This window comes from Psychrobacter aquaticus CMS 56, assembly GCF_000471625.1.
Lineage (GTDB): Bacteria > Pseudomonadota > Gammaproteobacteria > Pseudomonadales > Moraxellaceae > Psychrobacter > Psychrobacter aquaticus.
Genome location: NZ_AUSW01000034.1, coordinates 245,344 through 271,325, shown reverse-complemented (window position 1 = coordinate 271,325; position 25,982 = coordinate 245,344). Strand labels below are relative to the sequence as shown.

Sequence of the window (25,982 nt, the reverse complement as noted above, 5' to 3'; positions counted from 1 at the left end):
ATAAGGATATTTAGCAATAGCGAATGATACTTGAAATTGCGGCAATGTTCACTAACTTTCAGTACCTAACTACTATGTAACTGAGTCATAAACCAATAATCACCACTCTATATAATAAAGTGGTGATTATTTTATTATCTTCGACAGATTATTAAGACAGAATCTAAAAAAGAATATTGAGTGCCTTTATAAAAGTCATGAGTTGGTTGCTAGTGCTAACCCTCAAGCGTACTCCAGCGTTCAAGCTTACTCATCATTTCTTCTTCAATAGTCAACAGACGCTCACTAGCGGCAGTGGCTGCATCAACGTCGGTGTTAAACCATGAGCCATCCGCTAGCTTTGCTTCAAGCTGACTTTGCTCTGATTCTAACGCGGCGATTTCTTTTGGTAAATTGTCCAGCTCACGTTGCTCATTGTAATTGAGCTTTTTGATCAATTTCTCAGGCTTGGCGCCAACTGCTGGTTTACTCGCAGATTTATTGCTCGTGCCTGTACTGGCTGGCGCTCTGGCAGCGTGGGCAGCTTCTTCACGATTTTTTTGGACCAAATATTCTTGATAGCCACCCACATATTCTTTAACGATACCTTTACCTTCTGCATCCTTATCAAACACCCAAGTGGACGTGACGACATTGTCCATAAATGAGCGATCATGACTGATAAGTAATATAGTGCCGTTAAAGCTGCTGACAGACTCTTCTAGTAGCTCAAGTGTCGCCATATCCAAATCGTTGGTTGGCTCATCGAGTACGAGAATATTGGCAGGCTTCAATAATTGCTTGGCAAGTAAGACGCGGTTACGCTCACCACCTGATAAGGCTTTTACGGGCGTACGCGCACGCTCTGGTGCAAACAAGAAGTCTTGCAAGTAACTCATGATATGCGTTTTACGACCACCAACTTCGACGAAGTCTGAGCCTTCTGAAACGTTTTGCGCAACACTGGCTTCAAGGTCTAACTGGTCACGCAGCTGATCAAAGAAGGCAATTTTTAAGTTGGTGCCTAATTCAACGCTACCAGTTTTGGTTACTTCATCATCAGACATATCGAGTAGGGCTTTGATAAGTGTGGTTTTGCCAGCGCCGTTAGGGCCAACGATACCAATTTTATCACCGCGCATGATCATGGTACTAAAGTTATCAACCAATACATTGCCATCATATTCCAGATGTAGATTCTTAACCTTACAGACCAGCTTACCGCTTTTTTCGCCTTCACCCATGGTGATATTGACATTGCCGACTTGTTCACGGCGACCACTACGCTCTTCACGCAGTGCTTTTAGTTCGCGGACGCGTCCTTCGTTACGGGTGCGACGGGCTTTGATACCTTGACGAATCCACACTTCTTCTTGCGCCAGTTTTTTATCAAAGTTGGCATTGTTTTTTTCTTCGGCCAATAATTGTAATTCTTTTAGCTCTTGGTAGCGTGCATAGCCACCTTCACCTTGTGTCACATCGTAGCTGGTCAATTGACCACGATCAAGCTCGATGATGCGAGTCGATAGTTTATTCACGAATGCTCTATCATGGGTGACAAACAATAATGTCAATCCTTGCCAATCCAGCAAGAAACGCTCTAACCATTCGATGCTTTCAACGTCCAAATGGTTGGTTGGCTCATCCAATAGTAAAACATCAGGCTTGGTGACTAAAGATCTGGCGAGGAGCACACGGCGCTTACGTCCGCCTGATAAAGAGGACAAGTCATCTTCTGGATCTAGCCCCATTGTAGTGATCAGGCGCGTGGCATCACGTTCTAAATCCCAGCCATGAACCGCATCAATATCATGCTGTAACGTGGCCATATGTTCACAAGCATCCATGTCACCATCTGCGCATAGATCAACTTGTTTATTGTAGTTAATTAGCAAGTCAGCCGTACGGCGACTGCCGCCCATAACGATGTCCAAGATACGTCCACTCGTTTCAGGAACGTCTTGTTCTAACATCGCAACACGCACGCTGCTGTTAGTAATAATCTCGCCACTGTCAGGCTGCAATGAGCCATTAATCAGTTTAAATAAGGTGGATTTGCCTTCGCCATTGCGGCCGATTAAACACACGCGCTCGCCTGCATTGATAGCAAAATCAATGCCATCGAGGACTGGAGCGACGCCAAAGGCTAAATGAATATCTTTTAAATGTATCAGTGCCATAGAATATCTTAAGCTTATATAATAGAGAGTAGGGGTTGTTGCAAAATTGCCAGCAGTATAACATGCCACCACGCGACTGTAGTGCGCGTAAATGGTTTTATCAGCACTAATTATTATAGCTTTTATTACTCATCGCTACTATAAGGCCATAAGCCATGGTTGCGTCTCTATCTCACTAACGAATCTTGCTAGCTTTATATTTATCCTAACTCAGAGAAATATATGAACCAATCTAACTTTCAAAAAAATGCTTCGAACGAGCAAACCGAATTGCAAACGCAGCAGGTGATTGAGCTGCAAATGAGCATGGCACATTTGGAGCTGACAGTAGAGCGGCTCGATGAAGTGATTGCACGCCAAGACAAAGACATTCAAACGCTGCAAAGACAGTTACAACTTATTTATAAACAAGTTGAGAGCCAAGACACAGAAGGGGGTATTGCGCCATTTGATGTGATGTCAGACAGACCGCCACACTACTAATATCAAAAATGAGTAAAATCACTTGAAGTTAATAAAACTATATTCACATTATCAGATTAATTACTATCTAATGACTGTTTGGTCATAATAAAGAAATAATGTGTTTTTACAGTTGTTTTACAGTTTGAAAATCTTTAATATCGTCCACCTCGGAAGCTGCTTACTGGGCGAAAATAAGTTTAGCAGCGAAACAATGTGGATGTTTGGAGATACATAATGCGCGTAACCTTTCAGTTAAAAACGCTCACGGTAGCTATTGCTGCTTTTTCTATTACTAGCGTTGCTAGTGCTGCTGGCCTTGATCGTTCAGGCCAAGATATCACCGCATTCCTACAAGATGGCACCTATGCCGAAGCTGTCTACACTTATATTGATGGCGATGTGACTGGTAAAGATACATCAGGTAATAAGATCGATGATATCGCAGAGTCTTACGACTTTTTCCGTTATGGCGTAAAAGCCGATATCAACGATACTTTTAGTGTTGGCGTTTTATATGACGAGCCTTTTGGTGCGGCGGCTGATTATAATGGTAATAATAACTTTGTAGATCAAAATCCTGCTTCACCTAGAAATGGTGAAGGTACCAATGTAGAAGTACGTACGGAGAGTATTACTGGTATTCTTGGTGCAAAAATTGGTGAAAATAAGAATTTCCAAGTATATGGCGGCCCCGTTGCTCAACGCGTAAAAGCAGATGTAAAGTTACGTGGTACGGCTTATAGTGCTGCTAACGGTTATACTACACATGTAAGTGCTGATCAAGATTACGGTTACATCGCAGGTGTTGCTTATAGTAAACCTGAAATCGCGCTGAAAGCTGCCTTAACATATCGTTCAGAAATTGAACACAATGCACAATCATCTGAAATCTACCCTATTGTAGGTACTGGCGCTATACCAGCTCCTGTCGAATCTGCATTAGGCCTTTCAACACAGAGAAATGATAGCATTGAAATCACTACGCCTAAATCGGTCAACTTTGATTTTCAAACAGGTATTAACCCGACTACCTTAGCCACCGCAAAAGTTCGTTGGGTACCTTGGAGTGACTTTGCTATCGTGCCTTCATTGTATAATGATGTTAGCAAAATATCGACAAGGGATGATAAAGGCTTATCACTAGTTAGTTATGACGATGACCAGTGGCAAGTAGAGCTAGGGTTGGCTAAGCGTGTCGCACCAGCACTTGCTATTAGTGGTACAGTTGGTTGGGATAGCGGTGCAGGTAATCCTGTGACATCGTTAGGCCCTATCGAAGGCTACTATAGTGCTGGTCTTGGCGCAAAATATAACGTCACTGAAAACTGGGCGGTATCTGCTGGTGGCAAATACCTATGGTTCGGCGATGCTAAAGGCCAAATCCCAACTAAAGCCATGGTTAGTAATTTCGAAAACAACGATGGCTTTATCCTTGGGATGAAGGTTTCTTACCAAGCTCAGTAAATTACAGAACAGCTATATGATGCTATTCATCATTAATACTAAAAAAAGCGATCCTAAATGGGTCGCTTTTTTATTTTTCATGAAGAAAAGTTGATATTGCACAAGGTTAAACTCAAGTTTATTCTCATTTGCTAAATATATTTAAGGCAATCAACGAGTTTTGAAAAATAAGTATCAGTATCTTGTTTACATATTATGTGTACTGTTCAGTCATATTTGAGAAATAAAGGGTTTTAATTGTTGTTTTAGTGTCAAAAAGTCATTAGTATTCAACTTAGGACACCGCTTTGGTAATCTAAATGTTGTAAGCAGTCATGCAACATGTTGATTATTGAAGTGATTAAACAACGAGGACGTTTGGAGATACACAATGCGCACTACCTTTCACTTAAAAACCCTTGCAGTAGCCATAGCTACTCTTTCTGTCGCTAGCGTCACTAATGCTGCTGGTCTTGATCGTTCAGGACAAGATGTCACAGCCTTCTTGCAAGACGGTACGTACGCTGAAGCTGTTTATACCTATATCGATGCTGATGTTAGTGGGTACGATAGTGCTAACAATGTGCCTTCTAGTAATACCTATGTTAAAGGTAATGAGACGGGTGATATTGCTGAAGCTTATGATTTCTTTCGTTATGGTGTAAAAACAGATATTAACGATACCTTTAGCGTTGGTGTCTTATACGATGAGCCGTTTGGTGCTGCTGCTGAATACACTGGCGATAGCAATTTTGTATCAAAAGGCGACCTCAATTCTTCTATTCAGCAATTAACCAATGGTCAGTTTAATGGTGCAACTCTTGGCCCTACAATAAATGCATTAAGAGCCCAAGCTGCAGCAGAGCCTAATGCAGAAATAAGAGCTGGAATTGTACAGCAAATAACAAATCTTAGTACGGTAGGTGCAATAGCACAAGCCGAAGCTGGAAGCGCAGGCGAAAATACCAATGTAGAGGTTCGTAGTCAAAACCTAACTGGGCTTCTTGGTATGAAATTTGGTGCTAATAAAGAGTTCCAAGTATATGGTGGTCCAGTGGCGCAGCGTATTCAAGCTGATGTGAAGTTACGTGGTCTAGCGTATGGTCCTGCTACTGGCTACACGTCAAATAGTAACCCTGATATGGATTATGGTTATATTGCAGGTATTTCCTATAGCAAACCTGAAATAGCATTAAAAGCAGCGTTGACCTATCGTTCTGAGATTGATCATGATGTAGAGATAGCTGAGACTTATCCGCTAGTAGCTATTAGAGCTATTGGACAAGGTGCTACTCCTGAGCAGGCAGCAGCAGCAGCAAATCAAGTTAGTAATTACGAGATTTCTACCCCCAAATCTGTCAACCTTGATTTCCAGACTGGTATCAATCCGACGACATTAGCAACAGCCAAAGTACGCTGGGTGCCGTGGGGCGACTTTAAAATTACCCCGCCATTGTATAATGAAGTTAGTAAACTGAATCCTATATATGGTCCTGACGGTTTGAACTTGGTAGATTATGATGATGATCAGTGGCAGGTTGAGCTGGGTCTTTCTAAACGTTTAGCACCAGCATTGGCAGTCAGTGGTACAGTTGGTTGGGACAGTGGCGCAGGTGATCCAACCACTTCACTAGGTCCTATTGATGGTTATTATAGTGCAGGTCTTGGTGCCAAATATAACTTCACCGAAAACTGGGCAGTATCAGCAGGTGGTAAATACCTGTGGTTCGGTGATGCTAAAGGTCGATTACCAAGTGGTAAAATTGTTGGAGATTTTCAAGACAATGATGGTTTCATCCTAGGTATGAAGCTTTCTTATCAAGATACTAAATAATTCCTGTATCTTTCAGTATTTATGACCAATAAGTAAAAAAGCGATCCTTCATGGGTCGCTTTTTTATGGGATTTTTTGGTAGATATGACGTGTTAAAAATAAACATATATAGTTGACATACTTTAAAGTCGCTACAGTATTGCTGGTGTAGGTTTTCCTCGCTTGCTGCATATTGGTAATATTTACATTAATCATATTGTCCTAACTTAAGCTGCTTCGACTATCGCTTAGCATAAACTGGCATCCATAAAAAATCTCGCTAATGATAGCGAGATTTTTTTGTAGCGATAAGATAAAGGTACTAACTTAACTTATTTGTTGAGATTCAGTTCCATCTCTTTATACTTCGCAGATACTGAAGGTCTTGGACCACCAGTCATGATACTAACCGCAAAAATTGCAATAGTGCTTAATATAAAGCCTGGAACAATAGCGTATAACCAGCTATTTAGTGCCACACCATTCATCTCAAAAGGACCATAGATCCATAAGATAACTGTCAAGGCACCTACGACCATGCCAGCAACTGCACCATTACGGTTCATATTGCGCCATGTGAGACTAAAGATAACCAATGGACCAAACGCTGCACCGAATCCTGCCCAAGCATTAGAAACCAAGTCTAACACCGAACTCTCCGGATTAGAGGCCAGCAAAATAGCGACGATAGCAACGATCACAACTGAAATACGACCAACCAATACTTGGCGAGCTTCTGGTGCTTCTTGATCAAAAAACAACTTATAAACATCTTTGGTTAGTGAGCTTGATACCACCAATAGCTGCGATGAGATGGTACTCATGATTGCTGCCAAAATTGCGGCTAATAAGAAACCTGAAACCAATGGATGGAATAGGAACTGAGTGAATACCAAAAAGATGGTCTCAGGATCATCAAGAGTCATGGCTGTTTTTTGTACATAGGCGCGACCAGCAAAACCAGTCATCAATGCACCAATAAGACTGACAATCATCCAACTCATACCAATATTACGGGCAGTAGGAACATCTTTTACTGAGCGAATTGCCATAAAACGAACGATAATGTGCGGCTGGCCAAAATAGCCTAAGCCCCACGCCATTAATGAGACAATACCAATGAAAGTCATGCCGCTAGTGATATTTAGTAAGCTTGGATCGATATTTCTTACAGCCTCAGTAGTGGCTGATATACCGCCAAGATCTGTAAAGGCAACGACTGGTACAATTACCATCGCAAATAGCATGATGATACCCTGAACAAAGTCAGTCATTGATACCGCTAAGAAACCACCAAATAGCGTATAAGCGACGACCACACCAGCTGTTACCCAAAGACCTGTACTATAAGACATATTTAGTGAGCTTTCGAAAAGCTTACCACCGCCTACGAGACTTGCGGCAGTATAAACCGTAAAGAATAGGATGATGACTATTGCGGAGATAACACGCAGCATGTGCGATTTGTCTTCAAAACGATTAGCGAAATAATCAGGTAGGGTAATGGCATTGTCAGCAACTTCAGTATAAACACGAAGGCGCGGCGCCACGATCATATAGTTTAAAAATGCACCAAGTGTCAAACCAAGCGCAATCCACACACTAACCACACCATCAGCATACATATAACCTGGGAGACCAAGTAGTAACCAACCTGACATATCAGAAGCACCTGCCGAAAGCGCAGTGACGGCGGGGCCTAAATTACGTCCCCCTAACAGGTAGCCTTCGGTATCATTGGCTTGCTTAAAATAAGCATAAATCCCAATCCCAATCATCACTAAAAAATAGGCACCAAGTGATATCAGTACGCCACTAGAAACTCCGTTCATATAAATTGTCCTTAACCAACACAGTTGGCTGTAATTATTTTTAACTATAAAAGTTAATTCTTAAAAGGCGACGTTAAAACAATATTTAAAGACAAAAAAAGCCATTAATTGAGACATAATGGCTTTGTTCAGTATTCGCTATGAGTTTTATATGATTGATGTCGTTCTATGGCTAGCACTCATATAGAGATAGAGAGCAACAGGAACGTCGCATTCCATTTTTCGGTGTTTATTGCTCGCATCTGCTATTTATATATGAGTATTAGCAACTTATATATAATCAATCATTTGAAACCATTAAACCTACTGTTAACCATCATATCTTACTAAAAGTATTCAATATATGACTATCAGTGTCCTTGTGGTAAATTTTTGTTATAAAACAACGTCGAGTGTATTATAACGTATGAGTGTCAAAAATGCGAACAGTGTGCTTGCTAAATTCAATAAAATCTCATTAGATACTATAAATATTCTGAGAAATTTCTATTCAATAGGCGCAAGTAAGTCGAGCAAAGCGGTAACGCTATTAGATTGAGTAAGTTTTGGATTGATAACCACGCCTAAATATCGCTGCAATTCGATATTGTCCGCCATGTCAATGCGTTCTAAATCTTGACTAATCATGGTTTGTGGTAAAACAGACCAACCAAGTCCGACAGATACCAACATACGAATAGACTCAAGAGGATTGGTACTCATGGTGGCATAAGGTTTAAGGTTATGCTTAGCAAATTCAGCCAACGTAATCTGGCTGGTAAAAGTATTGGCAGACGGTAAAATAGCAGGGTATCGTGCCAATTGCTCCAAGGTCACATTAGATTTGGTCGCCAAGGGCGACAGAGTACCTGTCATAAAGTATAACGGATCTGACCATAGCGTATGATAGGTCAAACGCTTGTCATAAACAGGAGGTAGCGTAACAAAGGCCAGTGATAGATCACCGTCCAATACCGCTTTGTGCGCTTTTTCTGAATCGACAAAATGCACTTCTAACTGTACGGCAGGATAGGTTTGAATGAAGTGTTTAAGCACAGGTGCTAAATGGTGTAAGCCAATGTGATGGCTGGTGCCGATGACCAATTTGCCGGAGACAATGTGCTGAGAATGTTGCAGGTTAATTTTGAAATTCTCATAATCTTCTAGCCAGCGCTTGGCATGTGGCAGCATTTCACTAGCAGCTTGTGTTGGGACAATCCCTCGTCCAACTGTGTCAAATAAGGTGATATTGAATTCATCTTCCAGATTTTTGATACGCTTACTGACAGCAGGCTGAGTAATAAACAGCTTTTCTGCTGCGCCTGAGATACTACCAGTGTGCATGACAGTCACGAATGTCGTTAAGTTTGTGGTGTTCAAACGAATGTCCTTAATGATTTAGCGAGGTATAAAGAAAAGTTGGCTGATCTAATCATAACGTATTAGAAATAAAAGTTTGCGTCTGGTTAAAAATCATCAATTATTATTATAGGATTAGCCTGCTATAATCACAAGACATCGAGAGGTATTTATTATATTTACTTGGCAATTTGCCGCATAAAACCTGTTTCGATAGGCAAAAGCAGCGATAAATATCAAATCACCATTAGATAATGTCTTTATTTATATAAAATATAAACAGAAGATTCGCTTACCACTACGTAGGCAAACGAAAAACTAAGTAATTAGTAACTCTAATAAAGGATAGCAACATGGCTGGTCAAACATTATATGACAAACTTTGGAGCGCTCACGAAGTCACTAAGCGTGATGATGGGTCGAGTCTGATTTACATCGATCGCCATCTGTTGCATGAAGTGACGAGTCCGCAAGCATTTGAAGGCTTGGAGCTGGCCAATAGAGCGCCGTGGCGCTTGTCTGCTAATATCGCCAGTCCAGATCATAATGTGCCTACAGTGACCAAAGAGCGTCTAGAAGGTGTTCCTGGTATTAAAGACAAGGTGTCACGTTTGCAGGTGGTTACATTGGATGATAACTGTACCAAATTTGATATTGCCGAATTCACCATCAACGATGCACGTCAAGGTATCTTACACGTAGTCGGTCCCGAGCAAGGCTTGGTATTGCCGGGTATGACGGTCGTTTGTGGTGATTCACATACGGCAACGCACGGGGCACTTGGCTGTTTGGCACATGGTATTGGTACTTCAGAAGTTGAACATGTATTGGCGACGCAGTGTTTGATTCAAAAGAAATCAAAAAATATGCAAATCCGTGTTACAGGTAAGCTTGGTGCTGGGGTGACTTCGAAAGACGTGGTACTTGCTATCATTGCAAAAATCGGTACAGCTGGCGGAACAGGCCACGCGATTGAATTCGCAGGACAAGTGTTTGAAGATATGAGTATGGAAGGGCGTATGACCGTCTGTAATATGGCGATTGAAGCGGGTGCGCGCGTAGGTATGGTGGCCGTCGATGATACGACGATAGATTATGTCAAAGGTCGTCCTTATGCGCCAAACGAATCACAATGGGATAAAGCGGAAGCTTACTGGCGCACACTCTACTCAGATGATGATGCGGTATTTGATACGGTGATTGAGATTGATGGTAGCCAAATAGCACCGCAAGTATCTTGGGGAACCTCACCTGAGATGGTCGTCGATATCACGCAATCAGTTCCAACACCTGATCAAGCCATTGATGAAGCGCAACAAGAAGGCTGGTTGCGCGCTTATACCTATATGGGTCTAGAAGCTGGACAAAAAATTACCGATATCCAGCTTGATCGTATATTTATTGGTTCGTGTACCAACTCACGTATCGAAGATTTGCGTGATGCCGCTGCCGTCATCAAAGGCCGCAAAGTTGCAGACAATGTCAAAGAAGCGATCGTCGTTGCAGGTTCTGGACAAGTGAAATTGCAAGCAGAGTCTGAAGGCTTGGATATCTTGTTTACCGAAGCTGGTTTTGAATGGCGTGAGCCAGGTTGCTCAATGTGTTTGGCAATGAATGCCGATAAGCTTGAGCCGCAAGAGCACTGCGCTTCTACCTCTAACCGTAACTTTGAAGGTCGTCAAGGCAATGGTGGTCGTACGCATTTGGTCAGTCCAGCGATGGCCGCTGCCGCAGCACTGGCGGGTCGTTTTGTAGATGTAAGAACATTTTAAGACTGATACGCATCAATAAAAATATCATTGATAGGACATTTTATGCAAGCTTATAACACTCAAACGGGTATCGTTTGCCCCCTTGATCGTGCAAACGTCGATACCGATCAGATTATTGCAAAACAGTTTTTGAAGTCTATTAAACGCACAGGATTTGGCGTCAATTTATTTGATGATTGGCGCTATCTTGACGAAGGCTATCCGGGTCAAGACAATAGCACACGCGTTATCAATCCAGAATTTGTGCTAAATAAACCACGTTATCAAGGCGCGACTATTTTGCTGGCACGTCGAAACTTTGGCTGTGGCTCTAGTCGCGAACATGCGCCTTGGGCATTGTCAGAATATGGTTTTCGTACCGTCATTGCGCCAAGCTTTGCTGATATTTTTTATAACAACTGTTTCAAAAACGGCATGCTGCCAATTGTACTAAACGAAGAAATCGTGGATACGTTAATGAAAGCCACGGTGGCTAATGAAGGCTATGAGTTGACAGCAGATCTTGAGCGTCAGGTCGTTATCACGCCAACAGGTGAAGAATATGCTTTTGAAGTGGACGATTTTCGCAAACATTGCTTATTAAACGGGCTTGATGATATCGGCTTAACCTTGCAGCAAAGCGATGCTATCAAGAATTATGAATATAAAATGATGCAGAAAACCCCTTGGATATTTAACGAAGTACGAGCCTAACCAGTTACTCTATAGAATATTGCTTACGAAACTACTAAACAGTAGTAATGCAGCGTTGAGTTATGACGGTGAACTGGCTAAAATGAGGGAGAGTTTTCTACGATATTTTATTATTTCTCTTATGAATAGTAGCCGCCATTATGAATAAAAAACGTTACGTTTTATGGAGCAGTACAATTTTTACTGCCAGCTTATTATTGTCTGGTTGTCAGCTATTAACTGGCTATCAAAAAATAAATAATGCAGAAAGCGCTAATGCGTGGGCAGGTAAGATTCAGCCTATCGCTGGTGAAGTGAATATTGCCTGTGTGGGCACTTATCACTGTGAAATTGTGCGAATAGATAGAACATTAATCATTGCGCCGGATAGTCATGAACCAGTCAATCCCAGTATGGTGGTGGATTTGTCAAATGATAATGGCGCTAAATCAATTGCCAAAGCGCCAATGAATTTGAAAATGGCACCACTTACCAACAAAAATGCCATCAAAATAGTGCCATTGTCTGCGTCGGCGATGCCGGGTTTGACCAATTATTATGCACGGGTAATGCCCGCCAAGCGTGAAATCCATGTAAATTTTTATCCAGAAAACAATAGCAGATACATTGAGCGTTTTGCAATGATTCATGATTTTGCTGAAGTTGGTACTTATCAGCTACGTGCTTATCAAAAAAAATCTAGTGAGAATTCTGGTAGCTTATTGGAAAACGCCTCACCTGAACCTCTATGTATTGAGTTGTTACAAGGCAATAAAGTACAGCGCCGATTTTGTAAACAACTGGGTGCCGAGCGTCAAGGTGAGTTTTTAGAAACCAGTATGAGTCAGACAGTACAAACAGTATCTAAGAATAAAAAAGTCAAAGTATAGTAAATAGAACATTAGAATTTAAAACGTGTTAGCTTCTTTTACGTTTTAACATACCCCAGTTAATAAGAATTTACCTACCCAAAAGGACCAGTATGGCAACGATTTTAACATTAGCAGGCGATGGCATCGGCCCCGAAATCATGACTCAAGCCATTGATGTGCTCGAAGCTGTCAATAAGCAGTTTGCATTAGGTTTGACCCTTGAATCTGGATTGATTGGCGGTGCAGCAATTGATGCAACTGGTGAGCCTCTGCCAGATGAAACGTTGGCGCGCGCACGAGTTGCCGATGCGGTATTACTTGGCGCTGTTGGTGGTCCTAAGTGGGATGAGATTGAGCGTAGTAAACGCCCTGAACGTGGCCTGCTTAAAATCCGTGGTGAGCTTGGTTTGTTTGCTAATTTGCGAGTAGCAAAACTTTATCCGCAGCTTGTCAACGCATCAAGTATCAAACCTGAGATCATTTCAGGCTTAGATTTGCTGATCGTGCGTGAGCTGACGGGAGGTATTTACTTTGGTGAACCACGTGGTATTCGCACATTAGAAAACGGCGAGCAGCAAGGCTATAACACTATGGTGTATAGCACGAGCGAAATTCAGCGCATCGGCAAGGTTGCTTTTGAGTTGGCAAAAACACGTGCGCAAGCAGCAGGTACGGCGGCGAAAGTGTGTTCAGTAGACAAGGCAAACGTGTTAGAGGTTACTGAACTGTGGAAGCAGACGATAACCCAGATGCAGCAAACAGACTATCGCGATGTGGCATTAACGCACATGTATGCTGACAATGCGTGTATGCAGTTGATCAAAAATCCCAAGCAGTTCGATGTCATGGTAACGGGCAATATGTTCGGTGACATATTATCTGATGAAGCCGCTATGCTAACAGGCTCTATTGGCATGCTACCATCAGCGAGTCTGGATGAAGCAGGTAAAGGTATGTATGAACCGTGCCATGGTTCAGCGCCTGATATTGCTGGACAAGATAGGGCCAATCCACTGGCGACTATTTTGTCTGTCGCCATGATGCTGCGCTATACTTTTAAGCAAGAAGAGGCAGCGCTGGCGATTGAACAAGCGGTCAGTGATGTTTTAGATGATGGTCTACGCACTGTGGATATTTTAGACAGCAGTGAAGCTGGCCTCAAGCAAGTAGGGTGCCAAGAAATGGGTCAGGCAGTATTGGCTAAGTTGATATAAGTCGAGCTCTGTTTTAGACATAAGTAGCACTCACCGAAGATAAGAAAATGAACCCATAAATTGCTTGGCAGTTTATGGGTTTTTTATGCTATAAGTCTTGAATCGCAGCTTATTGTAAATAAATCGATGCTTTTATTCACTCTATTAACAAACATAGGGCAAGAATGGTCAGTTGGTAACATAAAGCCGTTAGGGTGCAGTGGTAGAGATATGGCAATATATTTGTATAGTAAATTTGAATATTTTTTTCGATACATGGTTTCGATATATAGTGATGATTTAGGAGAGTTTTATGTCTCAATTACTTAAGGTGGGCCGCTTCATTGTTGCCATAGGTACGACATCAGCGTTATTGGTCGGTTGCAGCAATGCCAGTACCACTGACAAGAACGTACAAACGACTAATGCCAGTCAGTCGTCTGAAAGCGGTGCGACAGACAATAGTACGGGTAGCAATACAGATAGTACCGCAGCAAATGATAGTATGAATGCAGATACTGAGTCTGAGATGAATGGCAATACTAGTCAAAGCAGTGACATGAAAAATACTGATAGTACAGGTAATACTATAAACAATACGGACGGCATAAATACAAACAGTACAATGACTGATAGCAACGATACAAGTCCAGTTACCAATGGCGTTAGTCAACAAATTGAAGGCAACAGTAAAACTGCCAATTCACTCAACAGATTATTACCCAAGATTCAATATAGTACAGGAAGTTTGTCAGAGACCACAAAAAAGGTTAACCAAGCAACATGGAAGGCTAGCAGTAAGATTGATCGTAACGTTGGTACCAAATTGCAAGCGCTCTTGAACTGGAATCATAGCGGCGTTGGTGCGGTTGACGGCTACTGGGGAAAAAATACTCGAAAAGCCATGCAAGCGTTTCAAAAAGCGCAAGGGTTACCAGTAACTGAAGAAATGAATACTCAAACTTGGCAAGCCTTGACTAAGAATAGTTCGCTCATCTCACAGCCTGTACTGGTAAGCTATCAGCTAACGGATGCTGATGTGAATGTTAAAACCATCGACATTCCTGCTAGTGCTGAAGCCAAAGCCAAGCTCGATGGCATGTATTATGAAAGCGTCCTTGAAGCCTTGGGTGAAAAATTTCATATCAGTCGGGATTATCTCAAATCGCTCAATCCTAGTGCCAGCTTTAAAATTGGTGAGACTATCATCGTCTACAATCCCGGTAACCCTAACACCACGCCAGTGAGCCGCGTAGTCGCTGACAAGTCCACTCAAACGCTCTATGCTTACGATGATAATAACAATTTGATCGCCAGTTATCCAACGACAGTGGGCAGCACGGCAACACCGTCTCCAACGGGTACGCATCAGGTTAAAGTTAAAATTCACGAGCCTAACTACACCTATACGGATGATGATGGCAAAAAATCCATCATTCCGCCGGGCCCGAATAATCCCGTTGGTTTAGTATGGATTGGGCTAAGTAAGCCCTCATACGGTATTCACGGCTCACCCGATCCTGAGCGTATTAGTCGTCAAGCATCAGCGGGCTGTGTCCGTCTAACCAATTGGGATGCACTCAGTCTTTTGGGCGTTATTGAAAATGACGCAACCGTTGAGTTTAATTGAACGAGAAAATATAGACAAAAAAATACCGCTGAAATTTAGCGGTATTTTTTATGGTAAGAAAAGACAGCTCATACTAAATAACTAAAACATTGATAGGCAATAATGAGCAGGTAGACGTTTTCATTATTATTATCATTTAAACTACCCAATCATTTATATCAGCGAAAAAGTAGCTATTCGGCTATTGGCTGTATCTTTACAAATACGTTCATAACCATTGTAGTTAACGAGTATTTAGTTTTTACCACGGTAAGTGATGCGACCTTTAGATAGGTCATAAGGTGTCATTTCTACCTTAACTTTATCACCCGTCAAGATACGAATGTAATGTTTACGCATCTTACCTGAGATGTGCGCAATGATTTCATGTCCATTTTCTAAACGAACTTTAAACAAAGTATTAGGAAGGGTGTCGATGACTTCGCCTTCAAATTCAATAATATCGTCTTTTGCCATAATTTGTATCAATCAATTAAAAATAAGCCCATATTATACGTAAGTTAGTAGATTAAAGCAATACAGAACCTGCTTTTGACTTGACAGCATGTAAGTGATATGTATGCCGACTTATATTAATTTAGTCGGGTAGGTTTAGCCACATAGGCGTTAGAGGCGCGTTTGGTAATAGTTTCTGGAAATGCTCGGGGTAGTAAGCATTAATAAAATATAGGCCATCGCCAGAAGCAGTAGGCGGTGCAATCGTACGATCTTTTTTATTTAAGATATTTAAAAAATCTGCTGGCGCTAGCTCTTGTCTACCTATGGCGTATAACGTGCCCATTAAATTGCGTACCATATGATGCAAAAACCCATCTGCTTGAATGTCAAAAACGATGAATGGCCCATGAGCGAAAAGGTTAGCATGACTCACGGTACGCACTGGCTGATTGGATTGACAGGCGGCAGCGCGGTAGCTGCTAAAATCATGAGTACCCACGATGTCAGCCGCAGCCAGTTGCATCGCTGCCAAATCAAGCGGCTCGTATATATGAGTCACTTGATGATTGAGTATCGCAGGGCGCTGCGCTTGATTGAGGGTAATATACCGGTAACGACGGGCAATGGCGCCAAAGCGCGCGTGGAAATCGGCTGGCATCTGTTGAATCCAGCGTAGTGCAATGTCATCAGGTAATAAGCTGTTCACGCCGCGTAACCAGTTGTGTGTGGGGCGATATGCTTGAGTGGTGAAATGAGCAATCATATTGCTGGCATGTACACTGGCATCAGTACGCCCAGCGGCAATGACTTCTACTGGTTCGTTAGCGACTTTACTGATAGCTGTCTCTAACGCTTGTTGCACACCCAGCACTTCTCGTTGCCGCTGCCAGCCATGATAATGTGTGCCTAAAAACTCAATAGCAATTGCCAAAGTATAAGTTGGTAAACGTTCAGTTTCAGTAATTTCATTCTCAGACATTATAGTTTTTAAGCTCATGAAGTTAAAGGTGTTTGAGCGTCGTTTATCGTTTTTTGATACTGGTTCCAGCCTGATTACTATTGTTCAACCAGCGCTGCCGGCGTCTGGCTGGACTGTCATAACGCAATAGCAACCACAACAATCGTGCATAAATAGCGGGAATAGTCAGACGCCCACCAGTAATCACGTGATGGTTATATTGCCAACTGCCAGCGGCGTAACTGTCACTAACGCCGCCAAAGGGACACTGACTGGCACATATCACCATGTGTCCTTCTTTGTGGGCAAGCTCTAACGTCTCTGCTAGCGCTGCTGAATAAGGAACATTACCTGAACCAAACCCCAACAGGATGATGCCGCATGGCGGTTGCGATAATAAGGCAGTTAGTTGATTGTTAATGACTTTGGCGTCATTAGGCAAACAATATATCGCATGGATGCGCGCGTGCTCGGCGCGTGTTTGAATGCTACTCAGTGCTTTTTTCTGATCATCAAGCCAATGCTGTCGACGGATATCTGGTAGATTTTTTATATAACTATTGGCTGGATATGCTGCCCGAAAATGACCTGTAAATGCCATCAAGTCATGACTGTGGATTTTCTGTACAGTTTGTGCAGGCCACGATTCACCGCCAAAACCAATTTTGACGCCTGACTCACCAGCCGCTGCCAATTTCAACGAATCATTAAGGTTGTCCCAAGCATCGCTGTGAGTATCGATACAGTAGGAGTTCAGTACCTCACTGTCTAGTAAGGGGCGCATACTTGCGGTTAAAACGACACAAATATCGCTACCTGCAAAAGCTTCTGCTAAAAAAGCGCCTAGATAACTTAAAGTATCAGTGCCAGTGATTAAAACAAAGCGTTTATCACCTTGCGCATAAGCGGTCAGTAGCAATTGATAGAAATGTATAAAATCGCTAGGAGTAAGTTGGCTACTGTCTTTAATCAGCGGATTGTCTAACCATGAGATATTCGGTAAATTGGCAGCGTTGTCTTGCTCTAACAGTAGTTTTTTTAAAGTAGGTAAAAACACTTCTGCTGACAACGGCGCTAAAGGTCGCCCATAGCTACCAAAAGTACCACCAGCATAAATCAGTTGAATAGGGTCAGATACGGTCTTTGTCATAGCAGAGGCTAGCATAATAGTGGCACAATGAAAGAATGTGAAAGAGAAGGAGTCTAATGATAGATAATATCAGGGCTAAATGCAAAAAAATCATTCAGTACTCTACGTCTATAACCATAAAGTACTGAATGATAAGAGAACCGATTATTTATTATGCGGTACGCTCAAGTAACAATCGTGCTTGTTTTTGCTGTTCGCTGTTGCCTTGAATTATCACTTCATTGAGCAAGCGTTTGGCACTGTCATATTCACCCAGTTGTAGGTATTGACCAGCCAAATCTAAAGTTACCTGATTACTGTCTAACGATTTTACAAAATCAAAGTCTGCTGAAAAACGTGCTGAAAAATCTTCTGCTGTTTCAACATTTGCTTCAGTAGCAATGTCAGTGTTGATTTCGACTGGAGCTTCTGGAGTGGTTGCTACCAAAGAGCCAGCTTCAAAGTCATCATCTAATAGAGTGTTATCATCAAATAGTAAAGGTGCAGTTGGCGCGATCCTTGACGCTTCAGTAAGAGGACTTTCTAAATCATATTCATCGAATGATTGTTCTTCAAGATGATTAGGTTCAAAATTACTGTCTACAAGACTGCTTTCTTTAAGATTACTCTCTTGAAAGGTATCATCTAACGTGTAGTCTTCAAAGCTACTGTCTTCAAGCACAAAATTATCGATATCATGACTTTGTTCGAGGATAGGCTTCTCGTTTTCTAATACAGTCTTTGTGCTATTCGAGTTATCCAATTCCTCAAAACCTTCTAAAGATAACGTAAAGTCATCTTCAATGTTTTGAGTGGTGTCGACATTCACTGCTTCAACAATCGGTTTTTCCGTATTTTTATCATCATCCGTTGTCAAGTCATCAAAGTCTAAAATAAACTCTTCATGATCTAACGCCATCGTTTCGGTAGCGCTGTCGGCTGTATTCGACGTGACAGCAGGTTCAGTTGGCGCATTGTCTGCTTCAGAGATATCGAAACTAAAATCGAAGTCGCTAATATCTTTATCTTCGATGGCATCTGTACTATCAATAGTAGATGTATCAAAGCTTTCATCGTCTGAAACGTCTATTGATGTGGCGGTAGTAGTAGGTTCGTCAAAATCATTCTCGAAGTCGCTTAGCGTAAGATCAAAGTCGTCTTCTACATTTTCGGTAGTAGCGTTAATCTCATCCCGTTCATTTGAGAATACTGGTGTATCGACAGACTCATTGATTAAGGTAGGGCTACTATTCTCAGCAGGTGTTTGGTCAGACTGAGTTTTATTATTATCGATTTGGGTGGGTGGGGGTGGTAAGTCGAAATCTATACTTTGGAAATTGGTATTGTCTTCTGCCGGTACTTCTTGTGCGAATACTGAATTTTGTTCTTCAAAATACAACCCTTTTAACTCATTGGCTCGTGCAATAGCATCTGAGTCGTTACGCGCCTTGATAGTCTCGTAAACGGTATTAAAGCTTTCAGGTTGATCGATGGTAGCGTAGATACTAAGTAGCTTAAGAGACAACTGGCTATCATTCGGTTTTTCTTTCAGCCCTCGATCGAGCGTTTCAATGGCTTTGTCATAGCGCTGCTGATCCATAAAACGTTGGGCAATCATAATAGGATCGAATTTATTGTCATCTGTATGGCTTGGGGCAGGCGTGTCGTAATTGTTTTTAGTCGCCGTGGTTTGGGTAGCAGTGTTCTGTTTTGGTATGACATGCGGCGGCACTGAAGGTTTCTGTGCTTTGTTTTTGCGCAATACTAAACCAGCTACTAATAAGATAAGCACCAATCCGGCGATGATATATAGCATATTGTCCATAGTTATTCCCACGCCTATGATCATGGCATACTGCGTTGATCAGTCAGGCAATTATTGATTGCGTAGTTTTTTGAGACGAGCTTGTAGCTCAGCCAGTTTTTGATTCTGTAGTTGAATTTTTTTAGTATAACTATCAAGCGCACTACTGGTTTTTGACAAGCGCTGAGCTTGTGACGCTGTACTTTGTCTTGATGCTTTGAGCGTTGCTAATATATCGGTACTGAGACCGTTACCTGTTTTCGCAGCTGATTTTACTTGCGTACCTTCTGCACTACCATTGTTATCAGGAGCGAGCACTGAAAATTGTGCTTTTGGCAATGTTTGTGTCTTAGTAACTGTTGGTTTTTTACGCACTTTGGCCGTTTGAGTTGTCTCAGAGGATTTCTTAACAGACGTCTTGGTTGTCTTTGTTGCTACTGGAGTGTGTGCTCGGCGGCTATATGGTCTTTGTGCGCTAATAGCGGCTTCTAAATTCTTTTGAGAAGGTAGGACATCATAACTGGGTAAACTCAGCTTGGCATCAGCCTTTAATTGACCAGCGTCTTTATTAATAAACGCGTCAGGGTTTTGTGACTGAATTTCTTTCATTACGGTTTGGATGTCTAGATTATTTTCTTGGGCGATCTGCTGCGCAATAACCCACAGGCTATCGTTGCGTTGTACTTGATATTGGGTTGTGGTGCTATTATTCGTTGTCTTATTGGCAGAAAAAGCGTTGTTCTTGACGTTACTAGGCGCTGTAGATGCAACGGTGTTAGCAGTCACATTGCTCGTTGCAGCAGTTGCAATGCTAATATCAATGTTGGGATTTAAGACATTGGCATTATTATTATTTGGTGTTGGTATGATTGGGGAAGCCGCCATCATACCAACATCTGCCTGACTACTTGGCTGTATTTGACGAGTGACTTGTATGTTTAAAATATCTAACTGTTTGTCAGTAATGATAGCTGTCTTAGGCTTACCATTTTCTGCCACCATTGCTTTGTCAGGGAGTGTGGCTGCGTCATTTGTAATGGTTTTATTATCCATCACACTATTGGCTGCATTTTGATTATTATTGCTACTAATGTTAATTGTCCCAGTATTTTTAGTGGTATTCAAACGACCATTATCTAAGCGGCTAGAGGCATAAGTAAGGTTGTTGTTTTGCGATGTAGTGGTCACAGTAGGTACTTGAATACCAGCTGCGTTAATACTGGGCGCTGGCAATCTAGAAGCTATCAATTCGCTCGTCGATGACTTGGGTGTTGATGATGACTGAGATACTGCTATTAGTGGCGGCGGCGCACCTTTTCTCACCGTCAATGGTTGGGCATTATTTGCCGAAACACTGGGTAAGTTAGGTTTTTTTGCCCCTGTTACGATGTTTTTAGGCATTGCAATGGGTAAGCTAGTATCGAGTGGCATCAATAACGTTTTAGGAATGACATTGCGCTGACCATTATCCTCTATCGCCAATACGACATCAGCAAATGGCTTAGAAACGGGTTTTGATGTGGTAATGAATACTTGGCCACTGGTCGCTGAGGTAGGCTTGAAACGTACAGTCATCGAATCAGTGGGTGTCAGTCCCATTTGTTGATAAATAATCGGATTTGCCAAACTGGCTGAAAAATCAGCTGATCGAATATTAGTGACCACAATACTGGCAGCTAGAGGCTCATGTTGGGCAGAAGTCACCACCGTTTTGCCAATCGTTGCAGCTTGTGCAGTCGATGCTAGAGTGGCATAGCCGACAGAACACAGTAATGCCATCGATATCGCGCGATGCACCGTAGTCAAGCGATGAGATAAATGACAAGACATGAGCCGCCCTTTAAGATATAAGTTGTCTTTGCTGTTATAACAAAATACCGTTTAGTTTACCAGTTTATTTCACAACTGTTGTGTCCAATGCAAAAATGTTTGAGTCGTGTTCAATTGACTTTTTTGTCGAGCAACATTGCATCGCCATAACTAAAGAAGCGATATTGTTCTGTGATAGCGTGTTGATAGGCGTGTTCAATGGCCGCTTTACCAGAAAATGCCGACACCAGCATTAATAGTGTTGATTTAGGCAAGTGAAAATTAGTGAGCAAACGATCTATAACGCCGAACTTAAAACCAGGATAAATAAATATATCCGTATCGCCTGACCAACTAGAAAGCGCTTGTCCATTTACGGCTGTTTTTTGATACGCCGTTTCAAGGACACGAGTCACAGTTGTACCAATAGCGATAACTTGGTTACCGTTTGCATGTGTTTGATTAATAAGCTCAGCGGTTGCTTGTGGCAGATGCGCATATTCGCTATGCATGGTGTGATTGAGTAAATTGTCTGTTTTGACTGGAGCGAAGGTACCAGCACCAACGTGCAAAGTGACAAAAGCCGTGTTAATGCCTTTTTCTGCCAGTTTACTGAGTACTGATTCATCAAAGTGTAAGCTTGCCGTGGGTGCAGCCACACTTGCAAGCTTGGCTGGATCATGAAAGACCGTTTGATAACGCGTATTGTCGGTATCATCCGCATGGCGCTCAAAGTAGGGCGGAATAGGCAACTCACCATAAAGCTCTAAATGCGGCAAAATAGGCGCATCAAACGCCAAGACGAATAAGTTATCTTGACGACCAACCATTACTGCATTCATGTGACCATCAGCAAGTGCCACGCGTTGACCGAGTTTGAGCGCTTTACTGGCCTTAACATGGCACAGAGCTATATGTTCTTGATTAACGAGCTTACCGTCCATAGTTTCTAAATGTAGAGTTGCTGCATCTAAATCTGAAATATTTATCAAGCGTTCAATGAGCGCTTCAAGCTTGCCGCCTGTATCTTTTTGACCAAATAAGCGCGCTTTCATCACTTTGGTGTCGTTAAACACAATGAGATCGCCAGCATTTAACAAATCAGGCAATTCAGCAAATAAACGATCCTCTACGTGGGCCACATTTTTCTGATTATCAGTGGCTAAGTACAGAAGCTTTGAAGCGGAGCGCTGTGCTAAGGGATAGCGCGCAATCAGGCTGTCTGGCAGCTCATAATCATAATCATTAACGCTCAAATAGTCTAAAACGGCGTCATCTTTATTAGTATTAATCTGAATATTATTATCGGAGTTTACAGCGTGGGAATCGGTCATAATCAGTCTTTAAATGGATATAAGTTTTGGCGTAATTGTAGCAGAAACGCAGTTATGAAAGGACAGTTTAATAGGGATTGATGCGCATAAAATCTGTTTAATACATATAAATAGCCTAAGTAATAAATTCTAATAATGAATAATCAACAATGCACTTTAAAATCAACTATCTTAACTATTATTCAAATAAACTTAACTGAGGTAATAGTTCTGTAGCGGGTGTGAGCGATGAAAAAGTAACACCAACAAGTCGAATCGGCAGCTGGCGTGGAATGTCTGAAAATAATTTGTCCAACCAATAATGGGCGGATTTGGCACTATCAAACGCTGTTGATAGCGTGTGTGAACGGGTGATTTGCGTAAAGTCTGCATATTTTACTTTGAGTGTAATGGTATAGGCTATAAGCTGTTTTTTTTGCATTTGATTAAAGGCATCGGCGTTTTGCTCATAAATTTGTATGCGTAATTTGTCATCATCATTTAAATTATCTGCAAATGTGGTTTCTGAACCTACTGATTTATAAGTACGCTCAGATTTTACCGCACGCTCATCGCGACCATGCGCAATATCATGATAAAACTGTCCACGTTTGCCAAACTCTTGCACCAGTACAGCAGCCGGCATGCGCCTAAGATCAGCACCGTTATTCACTCCCATGGAGTGCAGACGCTGAGCTGTTGCCTTACCAATACCGTGAAAGCGCTCAATAGGTAGCGTACTAATAAAGGCATCGGCATCAGTTGGCGTGATGACGGCTATGCCATTAGGCTTATTGATATCAGAGGCAATTTTAGCCAACATTTTATTAAATGACACCCCAGCAGAAGCCGTTAAACCGGTGTGTTCTAGGATTTGAGCTCTGAGCCAATTGGCCATTAACGTCGCTGAACCTTGATGAACTTGTAGACCAGTAACATCCAGATAAGCTTCATCTAATGACAATGGCTCAACATAGGGCGTTAAGCTATGCATAATCGTGCGGATATCATTGCTGACGGCTCGATAAACCTCAAAACGCGGTCGTACAAATATGACTTCTGGACAACGTTTGCGCGCCTCATAGCACGACATCGCAGAACGCACGCCAAATTCACGTACCTCATAACTGGCAGCCGCGACCACACCGCGACCGTTTGGATCACCGCCCACGACCAATGGCTTACCACGTAGATCAGGAAAGTCACGCTGCTCAACACTGGCGTAAAAAGCATCCATATCTATGTGAATAATCTTACGAGGGCTAGAATTGGTAGAGGCTGTCATAATTATTATTTTACCCGACTTGACTGCCTTATTTCAGTATCAATTGTTAGGAATATCAATCCTATAAAATATAATCATAAGTGAATTTAAGTGGTGCGCATATTCAAGTGAATATAAAAGAGAGTCAGCGTGGCGGGGATTTTTTTGTCACCTCTGCCTGCAATGGCACAGCAAGAAAAATTTGTATCAGCCTCATGTCATAACATCGTCTCATAGTAAACGTGTATCCATTCGTTATTTGGTATCGACTATAGAACCGTTCATCTTAATATCTTTCCGCTGATCATGAATAAATGTTACAGTTTTAATGCTGCTGTTTTACACTTAAGTATCCACGATCGGCCATAACTACAGAACAACAAGCAATATTTTTTATGCCTCTTGGTTGCTCAAAAAGGCTATTGATTGTGTCTTATATCAAACTCAAGACCTAATTATTGGTAAGGTTAACGTTCTGAGAATGTGTTTTTTTAAGCGTTTAGATGAGCTAAGGAGCTTAAAATGAATAACGAATTGAAAGGAAGTAATTTGACCCGATTGATGCTGGCAAGAGGACAGAAAAAAATATGGTGTGCAGTGTGTGATGAAAGCGATGAGCAAGCCATGATGGACCATTACGATAACGATTTTACGGCTTATATTATGTCATTTCATGAGGGATATTTTTATTGCAGTGCGGGTATACCATGGAGCTTTGCTGTACCGATTCAAATAAGTGCTGTTACAGAACATGAAATGGACCATAGCATTGCCAAAAAATATGACTAGCTTTGTCATATTCATTTAGCTTATTAGATAGGGTGCTGATACTCGTCTTACTTGCGACTCAAATTTTTGACAATGCCATAAATAAGCACATCAATAAAATTAAACTAAATATGACTGACACAAAAAAACCTCCAAATGAGGAGGCTAAATTGTTTTATATTGGTACCAGTGGTCGGACTCGAACCGACACGCTTTAAAGGCAACGGATTTTGAATCCGTCATGTCTACCAATTCCATCACACTGGCATGTAGAAGATAATGTCTATTAAATAAATATTATCGAATTGGGCTACAGGGTTAACTCTGTATAGGCTGCATATTATAGCAGCCTATTTTTAGCCGTCAAGAATTATTTCAAATTATTTTCGATTAAAGCAATTAGATCTATCTATCCGACAAAGGCGCGCTCAACGGCATAATCCGCTTGTACACCCATACGCGGTGAAACGGTCAAGCCAAAGTCATCTAAAATCGCTGAGACTTCTGCGTTGAAGGGCATGCTACCGCATATCATCACGCGGTCATCGTCTTTGTTTATCGGTGGCAATCCAATGTCTGCAAAAAGTTTGCCTGACTTCATCAAATCAGTCACACGGCCCTGATTTCTAAATTCTTCACGAGTGACGGTAGGGTAGTAGATAAATTTTTCGCGATACCATTCTCCAAATATTTCGTCATTTGGTAGTTCATTTTCGAACATATCACGATAAGCCAAGTCTTCCGCATGGCGTACACCATGAACCAAAATGATTTTGTCAAAACGCTCATAGACTTCAGGGTCACGTGCCAGTGCTAAGAAAGGCGCCATTCCCGTTCCTGTTGAGAGCATGTAGAGGTGTTTACCAGGCAGTAAATCGTCTAGCACGAGCGTCCCTGTCGGTTTTTTACTCACTAACAATTCATCGCCTACTTTGATGTGCTGCAAGCGTGAGGTCAATGGGCCATCTGGAACTTTAATAGAAAAGAACTCTAAATGATCTTCGTAGTTTGGGCTAGCAATCGAGTAAGCGCGCAATAGAGGCCTGCCATCGACAACGATTCCAATCATCGCAAACTCGCCATTACGAAAACGTAAGCCGTCATCACGAGTGGTTTTGATGCTAAATAGAGAGTCATTCCAATGATGAACCTCTGTGACCGTTTCGGTGCGAAGTTTTGACATAAAGTCCTCGTTAATAAGTGGTTATGTGTATCGTTAAGTTTAGATGAGTATCAGCTCAATATTTTTAATGATAAATTAAAAATGACAAAAACGTCTCTGAGCCTTGATGCTTGTCTGAAATATTATT

The 25,982-nt window shown here is 41.8% G+C and carries 20 protein-coding genes and 1 tRNA gene; 9 read left to right on the top strand and 12 right to left on the bottom strand.

Going from position 1 to position 25,982, the window contains the following annotated elements:
- Positions 1-215: 215 nt before the first annotated feature.
- Entirely contained in the window at positions 216-2,159 is a 1,944-nt protein-coding gene (locus M917_RS10700; RefSeq protein WP_021814862.1) for an ATP-binding cassette domain-containing protein, read from the bottom strand.
- A 222-nt stretch (positions 2,160-2,381) separates the two neighbouring features.
- Here M917_RS10700 and M917_RS10695 point away from each other — a divergent pair, with 222 nt between their 5' ends.
- From M917_RS10695 to M917_RS10685, 3 genes are all read left to right on the top strand, one after another.
- On the top strand, positions 2,382-2,642 hold the full coding sequence (locus M917_RS10695) for a SlyX family protein (RefSeq protein WP_021814861.1): 261 nt from the start codon (positions 2,382-2,384) through the stop codon (positions 2,640-2,642).
- Positions 2,643-2,858: 216 nt separating this feature from the next.
- Entirely contained in the window at positions 2,859-4,088 is a 1,230-nt protein-coding gene (locus M917_RS10690; RefSeq protein WP_021814860.1) for an OmpP1/FadL family transporter, read from the top strand.
- 370 nt (positions 4,089-4,458) lie between these two features.
- Positions 4,459-5,901 (top strand): outer membrane protein transport protein, encoded by a 1,443-nt coding sequence (locus M917_RS10685; RefSeq protein WP_021814859.1) that lies wholly within the window; start codon positions 4,459-4,461, stop codon positions 5,899-5,901.
- Positions 5,902-6,212: 311 nt separating this feature from the next.
- Here M917_RS10685 and putP read toward each other — a convergent pair whose 3' ends face one another.
- Positions 6,213-7,712: a sodium/proline symporter PutP gene (putP, locus tag M917_RS10680; protein WP_021814857.1), complete on the bottom strand. Its 1,500-nt coding sequence runs from the start codon at positions 7,710-7,712 to the stop codon at positions 6,213-6,215.
- 486 nt (positions 7,713-8,198) lie between these two features.
- Positions 8,199-9,071, bottom strand: a complete 873-nt coding sequence (locus M917_RS10675; protein ID WP_021814856.1) for a LysR family transcriptional regulator — start codon at positions 9,069-9,071, stop codon at positions 8,199-8,201.
- A 332-nt stretch (positions 9,072-9,403) separates the two neighbouring features.
- On the opposite strand from M917_RS10675, the gene leuC reads away from it, so the two are divergent.
- The 5 genes from leuC (at position 9,404) to M917_RS10650 (ending at position 15,189) form a co-directional block, all read left to right on the top strand.
- Positions 9,404-10,822, top strand: coding sequence for a 3-isopropylmalate dehydratase large subunit (gene leuC / locus M917_RS10670; protein WP_021814855.1), 1,419 nt, complete (start codon positions 9,404-9,406; stop codon positions 10,820-10,822).
- 42 nt (positions 10,823-10,864) lie between these two features.
- On the top strand, positions 10,865-11,515 hold the full coding sequence (gene leuD / locus M917_RS10665) for a 3-isopropylmalate dehydratase small subunit (protein WP_021814854.1): 651 nt from the start codon (positions 10,865-10,867) through the stop codon (positions 11,513-11,515).
- Positions 11,516-11,655: 140 nt separating this feature from the next.
- A complete protein-coding gene (locus M917_RS10660; protein WP_021814853.1) occupies positions 11,656-12,384 on the top strand; it encodes a hypothetical protein in 729 nt (242 codons plus the stop codon).
- Positions 12,385-12,476: 92 nt separating this feature from the next.
- On the top strand, positions 12,477-13,580 hold the full coding sequence (gene leuB, locus M917_RS10655) for a 3-isopropylmalate dehydrogenase (protein WP_021814852.1): 1,104 nt from the start codon (positions 12,477-12,479) through the stop codon (positions 13,578-13,580).
- 292 nt (positions 13,581-13,872) lie between these two features.
- Complete coding sequence (locus M917_RS10650; protein ID WP_021814851.1) at positions 13,873-15,189, top strand: L,D-transpeptidase family protein; 1,317 nt, start codon at positions 13,873-13,875, stop codon at positions 15,187-15,189.
- Between the two features lie 234 nt (positions 15,190-15,423).
- Here the strand turns inward: M917_RS10650 and infA are convergent, their stop codons facing one another.
- From infA to dinB, 7 genes are all read right to left on the bottom strand, one after another.
- A complete protein-coding gene (gene infA, locus M917_RS10645) occupies positions 15,424-15,645 on the bottom strand; it encodes a translation initiation factor IF-1 (protein WP_021814850.1) in 222 nt (73 codons plus the stop codon).
- A 121-nt stretch (positions 15,646-15,766) separates the two neighbouring features.
- Complete coding sequence (truA, locus tag M917_RS10640; RefSeq protein WP_021814849.1) at positions 15,767-16,606, bottom strand: tRNA pseudouridine(38-40) synthase TruA; 840 nt, start codon at positions 16,604-16,606, stop codon at positions 15,767-15,769.
- 43 nt (positions 16,607-16,649) lie between these two features.
- Complete coding sequence (locus tag M917_RS10635) at positions 16,650-17,735, bottom strand: asparaginase (RefSeq protein ID WP_040642718.1); 1,086 nt, start codon at positions 17,733-17,735, stop codon at positions 16,650-16,652.
- Between the two features lie 151 nt (positions 17,736-17,886).
- Positions 17,887-19,539, bottom strand: a complete 1,653-nt coding sequence (locus tag M917_RS10630) for a FimV/HubP family polar landmark protein (protein WP_021814847.1) — start codon at positions 19,537-19,539, stop codon at positions 17,887-17,889.
- 51 nt (positions 19,540-19,590) lie between these two features.
- The gene (locus M917_RS10625) at positions 19,591-21,348 is read right to left on the bottom strand and encodes a type IV pilus assembly protein FimV (RefSeq protein ID WP_021814846.1); all 1,758 of its coding nucleotides are present in this window, start codon (positions 21,346-21,348) and stop codon (positions 19,591-19,593) included.
- Positions 21,349-21,458: 110 nt separating this feature from the next.
- On the bottom strand, positions 21,459-22,661 hold the full coding sequence (gene queA / locus M917_RS10620) for a tRNA preQ1(34) S-adenosylmethionine ribosyltransferase-isomerase QueA (protein WP_021814845.1): 1,203 nt from the start codon (positions 22,659-22,661) through the stop codon (positions 21,459-21,461).
- A gap of 178 nt (positions 22,662-22,839) precedes the next feature.
- Positions 22,840-23,925 (bottom strand): DNA polymerase IV, encoded by a 1,086-nt coding sequence (dinB, locus tag M917_RS10615; RefSeq protein ID WP_040642617.1) that lies wholly within the window; start codon positions 23,923-23,925, stop codon positions 22,840-22,842.
- A 501-nt stretch (positions 23,926-24,426) separates the two neighbouring features.
- Between dinB and M917_RS10610 the strand changes: the two genes are divergently transcribed.
- Positions 24,427-24,693 carry a hypothetical protein gene (locus tag M917_RS10610; RefSeq protein WP_021814842.1) on the top strand — a complete coding sequence of 89 codons (267 nt, stop codon included), beginning with the start codon at positions 24,427-24,429 and terminating at the stop codon, positions 24,691-24,693.
- A gap of 160 nt (positions 24,694-24,853) precedes the next feature.
- Here the strand turns inward: M917_RS10610 and M917_RS10605 are convergent.
- Positions 24,854-24,939, bottom strand: a tRNA-Leu gene (locus M917_RS10605).
- Between the two features lie 142 nt (positions 24,940-25,081).
- Positions 25,082-25,855, bottom strand: coding sequence for a ferredoxin--NADP reductase (locus tag M917_RS10600; protein ID WP_021814841.1), 774 nt, complete (start codon positions 25,853-25,855; stop codon positions 25,082-25,084).
- Between the last annotated feature and the right edge of the window lie 127 nt (positions 25,856-25,982).

Bases quoted from the DNA above. Each gene is read 5' to 3' on its own strand.
- M917_RS10700 (WP_021814862.1), bottom strand. From the start codon at position 2,159: ATGGCACTGATACATTTAAAAGATATTCATTTAGCCTTTGGCGTCGCT.
- M917_RS10695 (WP_021814861.1), top strand. From the start codon at position 2,382: ATGAACCAATCTAACTTTCAAAAAAATGCTTCGAACGAGCAAACCGAA.
- M917_RS10690 (WP_021814860.1), top strand. From the start codon at position 2,859: ATGCGCGTAACCTTTCAGTTAAAAACGCTCACGGTAGCTATTGCTGCT.
- M917_RS10685 (WP_021814859.1), top strand. From the start codon at position 4,459: ATGCGCACTACCTTTCACTTAAAAACCCTTGCAGTAGCCATAGCTACT.
- putP (WP_021814857.1), bottom strand. From the start codon at position 7,712: ATGAACGGAGTTTCTAGTGGCGTACTGATATCACTTGGTGCCTATTTT.
- leuC (WP_021814855.1), top strand. From the start codon at position 9,404: ATGGCTGGTCAAACATTATATGACAAACTTTGGAGCGCTCACGAAGTC.
- leuD (WP_021814854.1), top strand. From the start codon at position 10,865: ATGCAAGCTTATAACACTCAAACGGGTATCGTTTGCCCCCTTGATCGT.
- M917_RS10660 (WP_021814853.1), top strand. From the start codon at position 11,656: ATGAATAAAAAACGTTACGTTTTATGGAGCAGTACAATTTTTACTGCC.
- leuB (WP_021814852.1), top strand. From the start codon at position 12,477: ATGGCAACGATTTTAACATTAGCAGGCGATGGCATCGGCCCCGAAATC.
- M917_RS10650 (WP_021814851.1), top strand. From the start codon at position 13,873: ATGTCTCAATTACTTAAGGTGGGCCGCTTCATTGTTGCCATAGGTACG.
- infA (WP_021814850.1), bottom strand. From the start codon at position 15,645: ATGGCAAAAGACGATATTATTGAATTTGAAGGCGAAGTCATCGACACC.
- truA (WP_021814849.1), bottom strand. From the start codon at position 16,606: ATGTCTGAGAATGAAATTACTGAAACTGAACGTTTACCAACTTATACT.
- M917_RS10635 (WP_040642718.1), bottom strand. From the start codon at position 17,735: ATGACAAAGACCGTATCTGACCCTATTCAACTGATTTATGCTGGTGGT.
- M917_RS10630 (WP_021814847.1), bottom strand. From the start codon at position 19,539: ATGGACAATATGCTATATATCATCGCCGGATTGGTGCTTATCTTATTA.
- M917_RS10625 (WP_021814846.1), bottom strand. From the start codon at position 21,348: ATGTCTTGTCATTTATCTCATCGCTTGACTACGGTGCATCGCGCGATA.
- queA (WP_021814845.1), bottom strand. From the start codon at position 22,661: ATGACCGATTCCCACGCTGTAAACTCCGATAATAATATTCAGATTAAT.
- dinB (WP_040642617.1), bottom strand. From the start codon at position 23,925: ATGACAGCCTCTACCAATTCTAGCCCTCGTAAGATTATTCACATAGAT.
- M917_RS10610 (WP_021814842.1), top strand. From the start codon at position 24,427: ATGAATAACGAATTGAAAGGAAGTAATTTGACCCGATTGATGCTGGCA.
- M917_RS10600 (WP_021814841.1), bottom strand. From the start codon at position 25,855: ATGTCAAAACTTCGCACCGAAACGGTCACAGAGGTTCATCATTGGAAT.